Annotated in this window: 15 protein-coding genes; 5 read left to right on the forward strand and 10 right to left on the reverse strand. The window is 61.5% G+C overall.

The features are described 5' to 3' along the window. Positions 1–39: 39 nt before the first annotated feature. The 6 genes from arcC to AC0GUR_RS07565 all read right to left on the reverse strand — a co-directional run bounded on the left by arcC (position 40) and on the right by AC0GUR_RS07565 (position 6,357). The gene (arcC, locus tag AC0GUR_RS07540) at positions 40–1,002 is read right to left on the reverse strand and encodes a carbamate kinase (protein ID WP_472876824.1); all 963 of its coding nucleotides are present in this window, start codon (positions 1,000–1,002) and stop codon (positions 40–42) included. Next, positions 999–2,426, reverse strand: coding sequence for a YlbE family protein (locus AC0GUR_RS07545; protein WP_472876825.1), 1,428 nt, complete (start codon positions 2,424–2,426; stop codon positions 999–1,001). The genes arcC and AC0GUR_RS07545 overlap by 4 nt, the downstream gene beginning before the upstream one ends. Continuing rightward, positions 2,423–3,988, reverse strand: a complete 1,566-nt coding sequence (gene fdrA, locus AC0GUR_RS07550) for an acyl-CoA synthetase FdrA (protein ID WP_472876826.1) — start codon at positions 3,986–3,988, stop codon at positions 2,423–2,425. The genes AC0GUR_RS07545 and fdrA overlap by 4 nt, the downstream gene beginning before the upstream one ends. After that, positions 3,985–4,947, reverse strand: a complete 963-nt coding sequence (locus AC0GUR_RS07555; protein ID WP_472876827.1) for an oxamate carbamoyltransferase subunit AllH family protein — start codon at positions 4,945–4,947, stop codon at positions 3,985–3,987. The genes fdrA and AC0GUR_RS07555 overlap by 4 nt, the downstream gene beginning before the upstream one ends. 24 nt (positions 4,948–4,971) lie before the next feature. Then, entirely contained in the window at positions 4,972–5,640 is a 669-nt protein-coding gene (locus tag AC0GUR_RS07560; protein WP_472876828.1) for a cysteine hydrolase family protein, read from the reverse strand. A gap of 486 nt (positions 5,641–6,126) precedes the next feature. Further along, positions 6,127–6,357, reverse strand: a complete 231-nt coding sequence (locus AC0GUR_RS07565; protein WP_472876829.1) for a hypothetical protein — start codon at positions 6,355–6,357, stop codon at positions 6,127–6,129. Between AC0GUR_RS07565 and AC0GUR_RS07570 the strand changes: the two genes are divergently transcribed. Both AC0GUR_RS07570 and AC0GUR_RS07575 read left to right on the forward strand, forming a co-directional pair. Further along, positions 6,344–7,474: a hypothetical protein gene (locus AC0GUR_RS07570; protein ID WP_472876830.1), complete on the forward strand. Its 1,131-nt coding sequence runs from the start codon at positions 6,344–6,346 to the stop codon at positions 7,472–7,474. The genes AC0GUR_RS07565 and AC0GUR_RS07570 overlap by 14 nt on opposite strands. Positions 7,475–7,557: 83 nt before the next feature. After that, positions 7,558–7,929 (forward strand): DUF1214 domain-containing protein, encoded by a 372-nt coding sequence (locus AC0GUR_RS07575; RefSeq protein WP_472876831.1) that lies wholly within the window; start codon positions 7,558–7,560, stop codon positions 7,927–7,929. Between the two features lie 78 nt (positions 7,930–8,007). On the opposite strand, the gene AC0GUR_RS07580 is transcribed toward AC0GUR_RS07575, so the two are convergent. Continuing rightward, positions 8,008–8,952 carry a SphA family protein gene (locus AC0GUR_RS07580; RefSeq protein ID WP_472876832.1) on the reverse strand — a complete coding sequence of 315 codons (945 nt, stop codon included), beginning with the start codon at positions 8,950–8,952 and terminating at the stop codon, positions 8,008–8,010. Between the two features lie 309 nt (positions 8,953–9,261). On the opposite strand from AC0GUR_RS07580, the gene msrA reads away from it, so the two are divergent. The 3 genes from msrA (at position 9,262) to AC0GUR_RS07595 (ending at position 11,817) form a co-directional block, all read left to right on the forward strand. Continuing rightward, a complete protein-coding gene (gene msrA / locus AC0GUR_RS07585; protein WP_472876833.1) occupies positions 9,262–9,768 on the forward strand; it encodes a peptide-methionine (S)-S-oxide reductase MsrA in 507 nt (168 codons plus the stop codon). A gap of 232 nt (positions 9,769–10,000) precedes the next feature. Continuing rightward, positions 10,001–10,867, forward strand: a complete 867-nt coding sequence (locus AC0GUR_RS07590) for a PP2C family protein-serine/threonine phosphatase (protein WP_472876834.1) — start codon at positions 10,001–10,003, stop codon at positions 10,865–10,867. 2 nt (positions 10,868–10,869) lie between these two features. Next, a complete protein-coding gene (locus AC0GUR_RS07595; protein WP_472876835.1) occupies positions 10,870–11,817 on the forward strand; it encodes a LysM peptidoglycan-binding domain-containing protein in 948 nt (315 codons plus the stop codon). A gap of 34 nt (positions 11,818–11,851) precedes the next feature. On the opposite strand, the gene AC0GUR_RS07600 is transcribed toward AC0GUR_RS07595, so the two are convergent. The 3 genes from AC0GUR_RS07600 to AC0GUR_RS07610 all read right to left on the reverse strand — a co-directional run bounded on the left by AC0GUR_RS07600 (position 11,852) and on the right by AC0GUR_RS07610 (position 15,169). Then, positions 11,852–13,558 (reverse strand): protein kinase domain-containing protein, encoded by a 1,707-nt coding sequence (locus tag AC0GUR_RS07600; protein WP_472876836.1) that lies wholly within the window; start codon positions 13,556–13,558, stop codon positions 11,852–11,854. Beyond that, positions 13,555–14,085: an FHA domain-containing protein gene (locus AC0GUR_RS07605; protein WP_472876837.1), complete on the reverse strand. Its 531-nt coding sequence runs from the start codon at positions 14,083–14,085 to the stop codon at positions 13,555–13,557. The genes AC0GUR_RS07600 and AC0GUR_RS07605 overlap by 4 nt, the downstream gene beginning before the upstream one ends. A gap of 415 nt (positions 14,086–14,500) precedes the next feature. Beyond that, the gene (locus AC0GUR_RS07610; RefSeq protein WP_472876838.1) at positions 14,501–15,169 is read right to left on the reverse strand and encodes a hypothetical protein; all 669 of its coding nucleotides are present in this window, start codon (positions 15,167–15,169) and stop codon (positions 14,501–14,503) included. Between the last annotated feature and the right edge of the window lie 75 nt (positions 15,170–15,244).

Below are 15,244 nucleotides of genomic sequence, written 5' to 3' on the forward strand. Positions count from 1 at the left end.
CCTGGGATTGGCATGGCGCACCATGCCAACCGTCATCGTTCAACGGGTAATCCACGTACCGGTTTCGCGCATCAACGCGCGTTTGATCGCCGGACCGCTGGTAATCAGGCCCTTGCCGCTGCGCCCCTGGCGTTCGTCGTGCATGACGAAACGAAGAATGGATTCCACTTTCGGCAGCATGCTTCCCGCGCCGAACTGCCCCTGGCGGATCAGCTCCTGCGCTTCGTCGACGCTGAGCTGCTTGAGCCAACGTTGCTCCGGCGTGCCAAAGTTGACCGCCACCTGCTCGACGCCGGTGGGAATCAGCAGCAGATCCGCCTCAAGCTGTTTGGCCAGCAAAGCGGAAGCCAGATCCTTGTCGATCACAGCCTCGACCCCCACCAGCTCGTTCGCTTCGTTGCGCACGACGGGAATACCGCCACCGCCACAGGCAATAACCACGCAGCCCTGGTTCAGCAAGTTTTCGATCACCGCCGACTCCATGATCTCCAGCGGCTCCGGCGAAGGGACCGTGCGTCGCCAGCCGCGTCCAGCATCTTCCATCAGGGTCCAGCCCAGCTGTTGCTGCCGTGCTTGTGCGGTGGCCTCGTCCAGGAACGCGCCCACGGGCTTTGTCGGGTGATGGAACGCTGGATCTGCCGGATCGACGCGCGTCTGCGTGACGATGGTCGCCACCGGCTTGTGAATGCCACGGCGACGCAGTTCATTGTCCAGCGCTTTCTGGAACATGTAGCCGATGGCGCCCTGCGTATCACCCACGGCATAGTCCAACGGTACCGGGCACACTTCGTCGGCAGCAATTTCCGAGCGACGCAGGATAAAGCCCACCTGAGGGCCGTTACCGTGGGTCAACACCAAATCCCAGCCGGCCTCGATCATTTCAGCGATGTGTTGCACGCTTTCGACCACGGCGTCGTATTGGTCGGGAATGGCAACGTGGTCGTTGTCGCGGATCAGCGCGTTGCCACCAACGGCAACGACGGCGAGTGGCTTGGTCCTCATGATGCATCTCCAGTGTGCGTGCGAATTTGCGCAGCCAGCGCATGAATCGCTTCGATAAAGCACGGCATGGGTGCCGTGGTAATGCCTGCGCCGATCTGACCGACGCCCGCCCGCTTATGGGCAATGCCAGTGTTGATGACGGGCAGAATGTTCTGATCCACCACCTTGCGCGCGTCGATGCCCGCAGCAGTGGGGGCGAAGTTCATGGCCGGCAGCGTGAATGCGCCATTGCCGCCCAGCGTGATTGCGCGCATACGCTGGCTGTTGGCAATAGCGTCGGCAGGCGTGCCACCCACGAACTTCACAATGGCCGGCGAGGACGCCATGGCAAAACCGCCCAACCCGGCTGTCTCAGTGATGGCGCTGTCACCCAGATCCGCTGCGGCGTCTTCAACGCCATAGCCTGGGAAGAACAAACCTTCCACCGGATTGGCAGGCGCGGTGAACCACTGGTTGCCGGTGCCCGACAAGCGGATACCGAAATCCACGCCATTGCGCGCCATGATCGTCACCATCGAGCTGAAGGGCACGTTGGCGGCGGCATCCATCATGACCTTGCTCGCGGCCATGGAAAGATTGAGGAAGAAATGGTCGTTGCCGAGAATGAACTCGATCGCGCGGCGCGCCTCATCCAGTGGTGCGCTGCTGCCGAGCATCGCCGGCACGAGTCGCTTCACCAGCAGGCCAGTGGCGGCAGCATTGCGGTTGTGCACTTCGTCGCCCATATGCAAGGCTTGGGCGATCAGCGGCTTCAGTTCCAGCTCGCCGAACACATGCAGCGCTGAACTCAATACCGGCGCCAGTTCCTCACGCATCCAACGAAGGCGATCGATCACCTCCGGGCTATTGGCGCCAAAACGCAGCACCTTGCCCAGACCCTCGTTCATGTTGGTGTAGGCACGCCGACCGGTGGGTCGATTCTCGATAACGAACAACGGCATGGAAGGACTGATGATGCCGGCCATCGGGCCCACCGCCTGATAGTGATGGCAAGGCTCCAGCTCAACGGCACCATCGCGGATCAGCCGCTCAGCAGCATCCTGACTGCTTGCCCAGCCTTCAAGGAAAATCGCGCCGACGATGGCGCCCTTCACCGGGCCACACATGCGCTCCCAAGAAATAGGCGGGCCCGAGTGCAAAATCAGCTTGCGCTCAGCCATCGCGGGAATGGCTTCCGCCGCTGGCATCACATCCACCAGCACCGGCTGTGCATCCAAATATTGCTGGAACGCGCGCTGATTGGCCTGCTCGACCAAGGGATGCCTGATCAGCGAGGCCAGCTCCAGCCCGGCCTGGACGTTGCCATAGGCAGGTGGTTGCCAGCTCAGTGAATGGACCTCGCCACCCGCCTCGTGGAGATTGCGCGCGAAACTTTCCAGACCGCAGTTAACGACCTTCAGCGGTTGGTCGAAGAGATTGCTCATCCTTGATGCTCCATGACTCCTGCGTTCTGCAGATTGGCCGCATAGGCAGCCCAGTACGCCGCCTGCGCGTTGCAGTCGGCCACGATCACGCCAGCGTCGTGCAGCGCCTTGATCTGGCTGCTTCGCTTCTGCGGATCAGCCTCCGTCCCACATACGTGGGCGATCAGCAGCGGATGGCTCTGATGTGACCCGGTGATGTCGCTGATCAGTGTGACGAGTTCGGCAGCCGGCTCCTGTGCCGCGCCGTATCCCAGCACCAGGTCGAATAGCACCACGGCTGTTTCGGGGTCACGCAGCTCGGCGGCGATGCGCTCATTGCGCAGCGTAGGATCGATCATGGGATGCGGACGACCGCGCGTGAACGCGTCATCTCCCATGTCCACCAGTGTGTGAGCCGTGCTCTGCCAAACATCGTTGAGAAGGTGATTGCCCTTCACCGGTGTGTTGGAGCATGCGGTGATGCCTTGCCGCTGGCATATCAGCTGACTTTCGTAGCAGAAGGTGCCTCCGGCAAACACTCCACGAATATAGCGACGACGCGACGCAAGTCGGCGACGTTGTTCAATCAGCACCTCAGGGACCACACCACTGCCATTATCTTTCGCCGCAGGCGGCGAACCGCGCAGCAACGCCACCGCCTGCTCGGCCGCACCGGAGAGCGTCGATGCGGCATGGACGCCCCAGCGTTCGATCTGGGTTGGCTCGGCGCCCAGAAAATTAACCACGATGGGCTCGCCCGCCGCACACGCACGCGCCAGGATCGTTTCCGCCACGGCGGGGGCCGGCGGCTTGGATACCAGCACGATGACGCGCGTCTGCGCATCCTCAATCAGCGCATCCAAACCAAATAGCATCGATATGCCGCCAATCTCCTCGTGCAGGTCATGCCCGCCGGTACCCAGGGCCTGGGACACACCCTCACCGAGCTGGTCGATGCGGCAGGTCACCTCCTGTAACCCCGTGCCTGACGCGGCGACCAGACCGATGGCGCCACGCGCCACCACATTGGCGAAACCGAGCGGCATGCCGTTCACAATGGCCGTGCCGCAGTCGGGGCCCATCACCATCAGGCAACGCTCTCGCGCCAATGATTTGACTGTCTTTTCCTGCTGCAGGCTCACGTTGTCACTGAAGAGCATGACGTTCATGCCCAGCCGGACGGCCTTTTCCGCCTCAGCCGCTGCGTAGTCGCCAGGCACCGATATCAGCGCGAGGTTCGTCGCGGCGTCCGCTTCGGCCATCGCCTGAAGGCTTGCTATCGCAGCCTTGGCGCTGGACGACGACGAGTCCATTTCTTCGACCGAAGTCAACAGATCGGTGGCCGTGCACAAGGCCAGCTCGCATGCCTCGTCGTCTCCACCGACGGCGACGATCAGGTCGTTGGGGCCGGCGTCCACCACGTCGCCCAGGCCAGCATCACGCAGTTGGGCACGATTGGTTTCCGTTCCCATGGCGACGGATGCCTTGTCCACGCCGGGCAACTTGCTTATGCGCGCGGATACCTGCATCAACGAAACCGAGTCCCGATACAGATTTTTGAAAATCTTGAAGCTGCTGCTCATGTCGCTGCTTGTCCGTAATGTGTTTGCAAGGCGCTTTCCCGCGCCTCGGGTATCGCCGTTTCGTTGATGTTTCGCGGGTGTGGCATGCATGGTTCCGCGCGATCAGCGCTGGATTGATGCGGCAGGAAAAACACACCCCGAAGCCCATGGAGGATCCCCGCCATGGCGTCGGCTCCCGAGGTGGCGCCGTGATTCATCAATGCGCGTGCCGATCCCGAGATTTCCTTGTCGGGCGCGCTTCGAACAATGGCATCGATAAGCCCATGCACTGGCTCGGAGAAATGCCCTTCCACCGCCTGAGCCAGATAGAAGCGGCTGATGTCGGTAGTGCCGCTCATGTACTTGCTGATCAGCGACCGCGCGCGCTCCAGGTGCGTTCCAAGCACCAGATGCCTTCGCCACGGCCAGAGTGCCGCCAGATAACCCAGCAGGTAGTCGTCGCCCGAAGGTGTCAGGCCAGGACCACGACCGATCAATGCGCGAACCTGTGGCTCGTCGATGCTTGCGAAGGTGCAGGTGGATGACGCATCCCGCGCCAGCGACAGAGGATCGGCGAACAACCGATGCTCCATCACGTGATGGCTATGCACGCGGTCCAGCAGGCCGATGATCTCTGCACCAGGTACTGACGGCAGGTGGCTCTCATCGGTTTGTGGATCCCAGATCGATGCACCACGGGTATCCGCCCACCAGCCGTGACCACGGAGCATTCCCTTGCTCCAGGTCACTCGACCATCGCCCGTCAGGCGACGCCAATCCCAATCCATGGGAAGGCTTAGCCGGATCGCCTTCGGGACATTTCCACTTTCGCTGCCAAGCAGGGACACCATGCCAACGTCGTCACTGACAAGGTTGATCACATGCCGGAATCGACTATGCGTGCGGAATTGAATCGGTTGCAGCAACATCGGTGGTACCAGGTAGCCGATGGAAAGCGCCGTCAAGATATCGCCTTCCATTGGTACTCCTAACAACTCATCCGCTCAGGACTTCAGGCCATCGACGATGGCCACCGAATCGCTGACCCAGCCAAAAATGGCGCCCTGAGCCTTGATCATTTCCAGTGCTACGCGCTGGAATTCCGGGAAGTACGAACCCACACAATCGGCGGGCACGATGCACTCGTAGCCGCGATCGTTCGCTTCGCGCACGGTGGTGGTCACGCAGACTTCCGTAGTGACGCCACAGACAATCAAGGTCTTGATGCCCGCCGTGTGCAGCATGAGATGCAGGTCGGTCTGGTAAAACGCACCCTTGCCCGGCTTGTCCACCACGGGTTCGCCGGGGATCGGGTAGAGCTCGGGGATCAAGTCGTGACCGTTCTCTCCACGAACCAGAATGCGCCCCATGGGGCCGTCCGACCCGATGAACGTCTTGCCACCGCGCGTCAGTTTGGCGGGCGGGCAATCGGCAAGATCGGTGCGGTGCCCTTCGCGGGTGTGAACCACCAGCAGACCCGCATTGCGCGCAGCCGCCAGCACCTTCTTGCACGGTTCAATGGCCGATCGCACCAGCGAAACGTCATTACCAAGGGCTTCGCCGAAGCCGCCCGGCTCGACAAAATCGCGCTGCATATCAATCATCACCAGAGCCGTTGTCGCCGGGTCAAATGCCAGGCTGAACGGTTCGGCGCGAAATTCCTTCTTGACCATGTCTACGCTCCTCACATGCTTGTGACGTTCATCAGTTTGAGCCGAGAACCAAGGGTGATGCAGCGCCTTACCGTGGCTTGCTCTGCGTCGGCGGGAATCCGTTTCCGGCAACACCCTTGACTCTCTGGAAACTGAGTCTAGCGAGCAAAGAGGTCTCTACAGCGAAATGATTTCTTGCTTGGCCGCAAAATATTTGAAAGCTGAAATTGAGACATTTCTCAAGCGAGCTGGTCCTCGCAAGGCACGTAAACCGTGCATGTGCACGGTAATGCTATGGCCCCGTGCCTGCACGGCAAAACCCCACTCAAACCAAGCAGCCATAAGACCTTCTGCAATCAAGCGTCTCACAAGGAGCAGGCTCGCCAAGACGTCCCACACCATCGCTCCAGGCGTGGATGCGATGAAAGTTTTCGTCAATGTCAGTGAATGCTGACCTGTCGAGCCGAACATCCGACGCCTGCGAATAGCCGATGCGCTCTAGGCCTCTTACTTCGCCACACGCAGAATTTCCTTGCTGAGGTGACCGCCGGCCCCGTACTGGAGTGCAGGTGACCGCACCGATGCATCGCCCGGCATACGCCGGTCGATCAGCGTGATCCAACGACCACACACTCGCTGATGCTCATCCGTAGTAGCGACGTCGTCGTAATCGGTGGATTTCCCGCGTACCCAGGGGCTACGCCAACTGCAAGGAAGAAACGATATGTCTTCGATCATGACACCCGCCATTCGCATCGGCGCTGGCTCGCTACTCACGCTGACGCTTCTTTTCAACGCAGCACACGCCGAAACGGAAGGTGGCGTCTCAACTGGCGGCACTGCGTCCTCGGACACCGCATCGGCGCCTTCCGCCGATTGCGCGCATTTCTACTCCGACCTCAACGCCGACCTGAAGGCGGAATTGAAGGCCGGCTGCAAACCCACTCAAGCGCAGATCGGCCAGCTGATGAACAACCCGGTGGCCAACCTGGTCATGTTCCCGCTGCAGAACGACTACACGCGCATCAAAGGCGGCCCGCTCGACAGCTACAAGGATGTGAACGTCACCCAGTTCATTCCCACCTTCCCCACCAAGCTCAACGACGACTGGAACCTTGTCAGTCGCGTTTCGATTCCCATCGTCAGCGAACCGATCAACAAGCACATCGGAGGCCTCATCGGCGACACTCCGATGCAGATCGCCACGGATCCCAGGACAGCCTCCATCGTGGCCGACCCGTTCAGTCGCACGACCGGCCTGGGTGACATCACTTATGTCGGCCTGGTGGCTCCCAATGAGACCAAGAAATTTGCCAACGGCGGCATCCTGGTCTGGGGCGTCGGTGCAACCCTCCAGGTTCCTACCGCCAGTACCGCCGTGCTCGGCAAAGGCAAGTACTCGGCCGGCCCCACCGCCGTGCTCGCCTACCTCGGAACCGACTGGATCTTTGGCATCTTCCCCCAACAGTGGTGGTCCTTTGCCTCAGGCAAGAAGGATCGCCCGAACGTCAACAGCTCCAACATCCAGTACTTCATCCAGAAGAAGCTGGACGATGCGGGCAAATGGCACATCGGCATGACGCCCAACATCACCATCGACTGGAATGCCACGGGCGGCGGCAACAAGGTCAACCTCCCGGTGGGCCTGGGCATCAACTACACCACCACGCTGGCCGGCATCCCAATCAAGTACGGCTTCGAAGTCCAGTACTCCGTGATCCAGCAGTCGTCGATACCGGGCGCACGCTGGAACTATCGCTTCGCAATCATTCCGGCCATTCCCAAGTTCCTGCTCTACCCCCACGGCCGTCACGGTGCCGCGCGCTTCGCATGCGGCACCGAGTCAACGACGTAAGCACTCATCGAAACTTTGGGAATTCACATGAATATCAAACGATCGGCATCTGCGCTCTGGCATTAGCTCTCAGCGGTACCGCCATGGCCGCCAACGAGGCGCTCACGGTGACGCCAGACAACTTCGTGCGCGCCGAGACGGATACTTACTTCAGCAAGACCATCTACAAGCTCACCGCGAAGGACGTGCCTGTGGATAGCTTCTGGTCCATCAGTGTGTACAACGCGAAGGGCTTCTTCCAGAAGAACGACCTTCATGCGTACTCGCTCAACAACCTGACTGCCAAGCCGAATGAAGATGGCTCCTACACCATCCAGTTCGGCCTTTGCAGCAAGACGACACCCAACTGCCTGCCGACCACGGCGGACTGGAACTACATCGTCCGGCTGTACCGGGCACGCAAGTCGGCGCTGGATGGCAGCTGGACGTTCCCCGAAGCCCAGGCGGTGCCGTAACCCCGAGCGGTCTTTCAGAAGTACCCAGCACGAGCAGCCAGGGCCTCCTGGGACCCTGGCTGCTGCACCTTGAGAACATCAAAGCGAAATCGTCGCCGAAAGCATCGCCGGGTTGCCCTGCGTGCGGTTCTTTACATCGAACTCATGCAGCCAGCGGAATGAGAACTCGGCCTGACCACCCTGCCACTTGGTGACGTAATTCACCATCGGTCCCAGGCCCAGCGCGCGTCCCTTGAAACCATTGAGACGATCGGCGAGTGGGCCCGTATCCTTGTCGATCTGGTAGATCCAGCCGCCTACGGCGCCGACACCCCATCCACTAGGGAAGCGCTGCATCAACAGCGAGTCGAGGTGGAATACCGAGCCGTTCTGGTAATCGGTGTCGGTGTCCTTCGTGTAGAAGTCCACACCCGCCGTGGTGCTCCACTCCAGCGACCCTTGGTTGAATAGTTGGGTATAGCCAACCGTCGGCGTAAACACCCAGACGTTGAGGCTGGTGTTGGCCAGATTGCCCTTGGTGTAGCTGCCGGTAGGTGCTTCGATATACAGCGACAACGACATGTGTTGCGTCTGGCTGAAATGGTGACTGGCAATCACCGGCACGAAAGTCATGTCGTACAGACCCGTGTCAGAATCGTGTTTGCTGGCCCGGAGTTGCCCCAGCTGCACGTCGGCAGTGACGCCCACGTAAGCAAACGGAAGCTCGACCATCGACGCAAAGTTCCACGATGAGGGCTTGGTATTCCATATGTACAGGCCAGCTGCCTCTGCCAGCTGAAACTCGGCCTTGATGCCCAGTGACGAGCCACCACCTGTGAGTGGGACCTCCCTCGAGCCGCCGATGTCACCACTGTAGTAAGCGTAGGCGACCACCCAGTTCCAGCCAGGCGTCGGAGGAACCAGGCCTGAGTAGTTCGTGGCTTGCAAGCCCGTGATCGAGCGGCCAACGGCGCCTTCTGTCGCGAGCGCGGGAACTGTCGCAGCGGCGGTGAGCAGGAAGGAGGCGAAGAGAAGTCGTTTCATAGGGTCACTGAAGACGTGGGCTTAGGGGCGGCAATGGCTCACCGCAGCAAGGTTCACCGGACGTTGCGGCGGTTTCAGGGTGACCGTCCACGCCATACCGGACAAGCGAAAATCCACCTATCCGTACTACGTAGAAATACGGGGGTTTTGCAGGGCCCATCCACGCTCAACCAAGATGGCGGCAGGCAGCCCGACCGCAAAAGTACGCAGGCGTCTGCCCCGGCCGGCAGCCATGCACGCATTGAAAACAGCGGCACCAGCTACAACCATGCTGTCGGGAATTGAACCCTCGGAAAGAAGGCGCCACCTATGACCACGCAGAACGAAACGGCCCTCCTCGCTGGCGGCTGCTTCTGGGGCATGCAGGATTTGTTGCGCAGTTACCCGGGCGTGCTATCCACGCGCGTGGGTTATACGGGCGGCGATGTGGCCAATGCCACCTATCGCCATCACGGCACGCACGCCGAAGCGATCGAGATCGTGTTCGATCCGAGCAAGATCAGCTATCGCCGCATCCTGGAATTCTTCTTCCAGATCCACGACCCGACCACCAGGAACCGGCAGGGCAATGACATCGGCACCAGCTATCGTTCCGCCATCTTCTATCTCAACGACCAGCAGAAACTGGTAGCCGAGAAAACCGCCGCCGATGTCGAAGCGTCCGGCCTATGGCCGGGCAAGGTGGTCACCGAGATCGCCCCTGCCGGCCCGTTCTGGCAGGCCGAACCGGAGCACCAGGACTACCTGGAACGTTTTCCCGAGGGATACACCTGCCATTTCATCCGGCCGGACTGGAAGCTGCCCGAAGCCGGGTAACACACCTCTCATTGGCACCCTTTGCCGACCGGCTTGCGGATCGAGTTCCCTTGCGTCAAGACGGGCGTCTGCTTTGAACTGAGAGCTGGAGCTGGTTGCTTGTCGACGCCCCCTGTACAAAGCGGCACAGGGGTATGTGACAACGGGAACGAGCGCAAATTTTCACCTGCCAAACTCCCGTAAGGTTTCAGCCTGCCGGGAAGTGCGCTCAGTGGCAAAGGGGGGATGGGCAATGGACAAGACTGTCGACTTTCACGCCATTCAGCGCGCCGTGGCCGGTCGGGCCCGAGGCGGCAGGGAAAGTCAGCAGGACAACCTCATCTGCCTGCACGAACCGGCAAGTGCTACATGGCTGCTGGTGCTGGCCGACGGCATGGGCGGCGACGGCGCCGGCGAGCTGGCCTCCGAGGGAGTGATCGAGGTGACCCTTCGGCTATGGGAGCAAGGCCTTTGGCGCTCCCAACCCGGTTCACTGTTTCTTGAATCACTTTGCCAGGACGCGCATGCCGAATTGCGCCGCCGCGGCGAAGATCTTGAAGGTGCAGAGCCACACTCCACCGTCGTCGCCCTGCTGATTCGCGGCGACCGGGTGTCGTGGGCCCACGTTGGCGATAGCCGCCTTTACCGCTTTCAGGGCACGCGCCTTATCGGGCGCACCGAGGACCACAGCCTCGCGCAACTCAAATTGCTTCGGGGCGAGCTCACCGAGAGCGAACTCGCTGCCGACCCCGACCAGCACAAGCTTCTGCGCGGCCTGGGCGGACCGCAGGCGCCGGTGGTCGAGCACGGTTGCGCAGAACTGCGTGCCGGTCAGACCTTTGTTCTTTGCAGCGACGGCGTATGGGAGCAACTCAGCACAGAAGAGCTTGCGCGACTGGGGCAGCGTCGCGATCAGCATGACGCCCTGCGGGAGGCGCTTGCACTGGCGGTCGAACGTGGCGGCGAAGGCGGCGATAATGTCGCGCTCATTTTTGCCCGGGTAGGTCGTGAAGGCTGGGCCCGCCGCTACCGGGACAAACTCTGGTCTGTGATGCGGCGCACTGCCGCCTATCGGCGACGCGCTGCCGAGCAGACCGCCATCACTCATAGCGAGGCATGACCTTGGTTCGTTCGCTCCACCCCACGCGTCGCGCGCTATCGCAGGCGATGCGGATTGCGCTTTCTCTCGCCGTACTTGGCATGGCTGGCTGCGCCCAGATGGGTCAACTCAAGACCAAGGTCAGCGATACCTTCAGCGGCAATGGAGGGGGGTCGTCGACCCATGCCACCGGCAACGGTGCGGCCGCCTCCAACGAGCCGCTTTCGGTCAATGCCATCGTCAACACGTACCTGCTGCACGGCCGCTACAGCGAAGGCGAACAGTCTCTGCGTCAGTATCTGGCGAAGTATCCGACCGACAGGACGGCCCAGGGCCTGTTGCGCCAGCTTACGGTGGACCCGAATACCGCGCTGGGCAAGAAATCGCGCGCTTACGTGGTGCAATCGGGCGACTCCTACAGCACGCTGGCCGCACGCACACTGGGGGACTCCAACCAGTTCTTGATACTGGCCCGTTACAACAACGCCACCGATCCATCGACCCTGCACGCAGGCGACACGGTGCGTTTACCGCAATCCCCCATGCGCAATGCCGGATCGCCGGGCGCACCTCCCGCCAAGACAAATGCTCCCGGCCAGAGCGCGCCCGACAATGCCGTAGCCAATACGACGGGCGCGTCAGCATCCAGCGAATCGCCCAGCGCCAGGGCGCAGCGCCTGCAGACCGAAAGCATCGCCCTTGCCGGACAGGGGCAAAATGATCAGGCCCTGACACGTCTGGATCAGGCGCTCACCATCGACCCGCACCTGAAGCCCGCCGGAAACCAGGCACTGCGCAATCAGTTGCTGGGCTCCTATCACGAGCGCGCCGTGGTGCTGTATCGCGACCAGAAGCTCGATCAGGCGATCGCCTTATGGGACCACGTTCTGGCCATCGATCCGAACTACGAACGTGCAGTGATCTACCGCGCACGAGCCGTCGAGCTTCAGAACCGCCTCAAACAGATGTAAGGCGGCTTAACCGACGTCATAGAAAAACGGCGATTTACCTGGCGTCATCCTTCGCAGCCTGCGGCGATATCACCAACGTGGGCTGCGTTGCATGAGTAGATGGCGGGCGTGCCGGTGGAGGTGCTTCGTTGCGCTGACGCGCCTCCAATGCACTGCTCATCAGGTTGAAGGCCACGAACAGCCGACCCAGTTCGTCCCGTCGTGCGAAACGAATGCGATGACTGAAGTCGCCGCGGGCCACGCGCATCAGCGCATCACCAAGCATGCCAAGTAGCGCCAGCGGCTGACGGAACAACCAGTAGGCGGCGCCCACGAGTGCCATCAGCGTCACCACAAGCACCGACACGATGACCCAGAACGTCGTGCGCTGCGCGGCGACCAGGGGGGCGTTGCTTACACCCAGTCGCAGCTCGCCCACGTCTTTGGCCTGATAGCGAATGGGCACGTCGAACAGCAGCATGTCATTCCCATCGGTACCCGCGGTGACGCGCCCGAGGTAGCGCTCCACGCCGTTGGCCAAGGTCTCCTTTTCGGCGCCGAGTGTGGGCAAGGCCTTGCCGATATCGACCGGCTGCGTGCTTGCCACCACGGAGCCTTCCCGGTCGGCGATGGCGAGGTAATGAATCTGCTGGTTGTGCGCCATGTCTTCGACCAGCGCCCGAGTAGCGGGAACATCGCCCAGCAACAGATTCTCGGCCGCCTCGCTGGCCACCATGCGCCCGAGCGAACTGCCGAAATCGGTGGCGAGGCCGGTTACTGCAGCGTGCTGCTTGGCATAGATCGCAGCCAGCCCCAGCAGCAGAACGAGGCACAGGATGGCGCCCAAGGCGCCGATCCAGCGCAAACGCAGCGAAATGATGCGTGCTGCGAGCGGCGACTCATGCGAGCGCTCGTACTCGCGACGTACCAGGCGTAGATCGTTGATGACTTCGGCACCGCTCTGATAACGCGCATCAGGCGTCGGGGCGAGCAAGGTGCGCACGATGCCTGTCAGCATCGGCGGCATGGCCGGATCGATCGGCACCATGACCGGAAGCGGCTGACGCTGCCGCTCCCTGATCAGGCGCTTGAGGTCGGTTGTCTCAGGCCACGGCAGCCTGCCGGTGATCAGCCAGTAGAGCACAACGCCGAGAGAAAACAGATCGCTGCGTGCATCGGCCGCCTCGCCACGCAAGCGCTCGGGGGCCATATAGGCGGGCGTGCCGCCGATCTCTTCGTTGGCGCCACGCCTCGTGCCGTCGCCGACCCGGCGTTCGGCGATGCCGAAGTCGCTGAGCTTGGCGCAGTGCCAGTCCTCGGCAAGCATGATGTTTTCAGGCTTGACGTCGTGATGGATGACGCCCTGGCCGTGTGCATAATCGAGTGCTGCCGCGACTTGCGACGCCAGCTCGATGGCCACGGTCAGCGGCGGCAGGCCGTCTTGCGCGACGCGGCTTGCCAGCGTCTCGCCAGAAAGCCTTTCCATGGCGATGTACTTGCGGCCGTCTTCGGTTTCTCCGGTGTCGAAAATCGTGACGATATTGGGATGCACCAGATGACCCGATGCGCGCGCCTCAAGCAGAAACCGCTTCATCGAACCGGGATCAGCCGCCACGTTGCGATGCAGGCACTTGATCGCCACTGGCCGGTCAATGCCAGGATCGAAACCCGCATACACCACCGCCATGGCGCCCTCACCGAGCACGCCATCGATCCGGTAGCGACCGATGGTGCGCGGACGCATACGTTCGACCGTGCTCATGCTTTCAGCCACCACCATGCCAGCGCACACAGCCCCATCAATGTCGCCACCACTAACGCGGACCAGGTCACACGGGCACGTTTCGACGCGCCTGGCTCGCGGGTGAGAAATACAAACTCCACCTGCCCGAAACGAATGATGTCGCCGTGCCGGATGGTCGCCTCGTGCACTCGCTTGTTGTTGACGAAAGTGCCGTTGGTCGAAAGCGTGTTCATGACGGCGTAATGCCCTTGCTGATTCATGATCCACGCATGGGCCGAAGAGACGCTCAGGTCGTTGATCACGATATCGTTGTCATCGCGGCGCCCGATGGTTTGCCGGCCGGCTCGCAATGAAAAGCGTCGGCCCTGCAGCCCGCCGTGAATGGCCTCGAGGACTGGCTCGTTCGCGCTGGCGCGACCGTCGGAGACGGGTGCCGTCTCCAACGCAAGCTTGTTCAGCTCGTCGGCCGAAAAGAGCTGCGTCCCCTGCGGGCCCGAGGAGCGCCTGCCGGTGGTGGGCGACGAAGATTGGTGAGACTTTTCCATCGAGCGCCCTGGCACTGAAATCATGAAGACAATAAGGCCAGCCCATCGGCTGTTCCTGCGCAAACTTAATCGATCGACAGCGCAAAAGTATGTCTTTCACGTAACTGACGCGCACGGACCAAAACGCCATGCGCGGCCACCGTTTCTCTGTTACTGCACAGGGCAGTCGGTTATCGAGAATCGCGTCACACTGCAACGAGCGCGGGCTGGATTGAAACGCCATTTTGACAGACCCGTCGCGGACTATCGACCAGGCTCATCGCGACGCGCACGCCAACCGCGACGATGAACGTGCCCTCTTCCATCATGTGTACATCGACGCCGCCGGCATGGCGTCGACGGCAGTGTCGTCAGCGAAATACTTGCGCACGACCGCGGGATCAGCCCCTCGCCGCTCGGCAAACCTGGCGGACCGCTATGCGTGACAGATACCGCGCATCCAGGTCATGGCGTCGTTGGACAGCCACTGCGTATCCTCTGGCTTGTCGTGCGCATAGGCCGCCACCAGGAAAAACTGGCCGTTCACGCGCGCCAGCGTGGTCACCATCACTTCCGTGACCTTGCGCGTGCCATTGCCAAGATCGGCCGTCGCGGCCTGACCGATGCAGTTGGGCAGATCCAGCACGATCGTTCCTGACTGCAACGTGTCGACGCGAATGTGCTTGAGGTTGTCATCAGCGTTGGCGAACCGTTTGCTGAACACCGCGTTGGCGTCGTCCTTCGCGCTGTCGAGCATGGCTCCCTCGCGCACTTTCGCGGCGACGGCACTGAATGTCTGCGCGGGAATGTTGTGTTTGGCCTGATCCTTGTAGCGGCTGATCATGATGTAGCGATCACCATGCGGCGCCTTGCCGGTAGCCATGTTGTTGCCGTCGTCCGTGGTGACAAATCCGTCCACCAGCTCAAGGCCTGGACCGACAAACTTGTTGAAGATGCCAAGTGCGGCCGGGTTCTGATTGACCGAGACGAAGCCCTGCGGTGCCTTGAAGACAGGCAATGCGTCCTCCGCATGTCCCGCACCTATCGCTCCCATCAGTACGCCAAAGATCGCCGGCACCAAAGCCCGGCGCAGCCGATAGTTCATAGATTGCCCCCTGTGGTGGTGATTCCTTCACTGCGGCAAATCATCCATCAAGCGCATGCGCCGCGCCACAGGAAC

This window comes from Dyella sp. PARNA 12/25 (genome assembly GCF_055702865.1).

Excerpts from the sequence above, each read along its gene's own strand:
- AC0GUR_RS07560 (WP_472876828.1), bottom strand. The coding sequence starts at position 5,640 with ATGGTCAAGAAGGAATTTCGCGCCGAACCGTTCAGCCTGGCATTTGAC.
- AC0GUR_RS07545 (WP_472876825.1), bottom strand. The coding sequence starts at position 2,426 with ATGAGCAATCTCTTCGACCAACCGCTGAAGGTCGTTAACTGCGGTCTG.
- AC0GUR_RS07580 (WP_472876832.1), bottom strand. The coding sequence starts at position 8,952 with ATGAAACGACTTCTCTTCGCCTCCTTCCTGCTCACCGCCGCTGCGACA.
- AC0GUR_RS07570 (WP_472876830.1), top strand. The coding sequence starts at position 6,344 with ATGTCTTCGATCATGACACCCGCCATTCGCATCGGCGCTGGCTCGCTA.
- msrA (WP_472876833.1), top strand. The coding sequence starts at position 9,262 with ATGACCACGCAGAACGAAACGGCCCTCCTCGCTGGCGGCTGCTTCTGG.
- AC0GUR_RS07610 (WP_472876838.1), bottom strand. The coding sequence starts at position 15,169 with ATGAACTATCGGCTGCGCCGGGCTTTGGTGCCGGCGATCTTTGGCGTA.
- AC0GUR_RS07555 (WP_472876827.1), bottom strand. The coding sequence starts at position 4,947 with ATGGAAGGCGATATCTTGACGGCGCTTTCCATCGGCTACCTGGTACCA.
- AC0GUR_RS07575 (WP_472876831.1), top strand. The coding sequence starts at position 7,558 with ATGGCCGCCAACGAGGCGCTCACGGTGACGCCAGACAACTTCGTGCGC.
- fdrA (WP_472876826.1), bottom strand. The coding sequence starts at position 3,988 with ATGAGCAGCAGCTTCAAGATTTTCAAAAATCTGTATCGGGACTCGGTT.
- AC0GUR_RS07605 (WP_472876837.1), bottom strand. The coding sequence starts at position 14,085 with ATGGAAAAGTCTCACCAATCTTCGTCGCCCACCACCGGCAGGCGCTCC.
- AC0GUR_RS07600 (WP_472876836.1), bottom strand. The coding sequence starts at position 13,558 with ATGAGCACGGTCGAACGTATGCGTCCGCGCACCATCGGTCGCTACCGG.
- AC0GUR_RS07590 (WP_472876834.1), top strand. The coding sequence starts at position 10,001 with ATGGACAAGACTGTCGACTTTCACGCCATTCAGCGCGCCGTGGCCGGT.
- arcC (WP_472876824.1), bottom strand. The coding sequence starts at position 1,002 with ATGAGGACCAAGCCACTCGCCGTCGTTGCCGTTGGTGGCAACGCGCTG.
- AC0GUR_RS07565 (WP_472876829.1), bottom strand. The coding sequence starts at position 6,357 with ATGATCGAAGACATATCGTTTCTTCCTTGCAGTTGGCGTAGCCCCTGG.